The organism is Shewanella litoralis, from assembly GCF_009828585.1.
Taxonomy (GTDB): Bacteria; Pseudomonadota; Gammaproteobacteria; order Enterobacterales; family Shewanellaceae; genus Shewanella; species Shewanella litoralis.
Genome location: NZ_WSRZ01000119.1, coordinates 1 through 326, shown reverse-complemented (window position 1 = coordinate 326; position 326 = coordinate 1). Strand labels below are relative to the sequence as shown.

General features: G+C 53.4%; 1 protein-coding gene. It reads left to right on the top strand.

The genetic code is table 11. The features are described from left to right. Nucleotides 1-326 (top strand): VCBS domain-containing protein (locus tag GQA99_RS20365; RefSeq protein ID WP_206194602.1); only part of this gene is annotated, 326 nt, incomplete at both ends.

Below are 326 nucleotides of genomic sequence, written 5' to 3'. Positions count from 1 at the left end.
AACGGCAACTGGAGCTACACGCTCAACAACAGCCACATTGATGTGCAGTCACTCAAAGAAGGTGAAACCTTAACGCGCACTATCACGGTTACATCAGCCGATGGCACCGCCTCGCACGATGTGGTGATTACCATTGTCGGCGCGAACGATCCAGCTGACATCAGCGTAACTCCAGGTAACCCAGATTCAGATAAAGGCACCGTCACCGAAGACGGCAGCTCTGACACTGACGCGGCCACGGTTGAAACCGTCACCGGTAAGTTAGATGTCACTGACGTGGATAACGGCGAAGCTGTATTCCAGGTGCAAACCAATGTCACCGATGG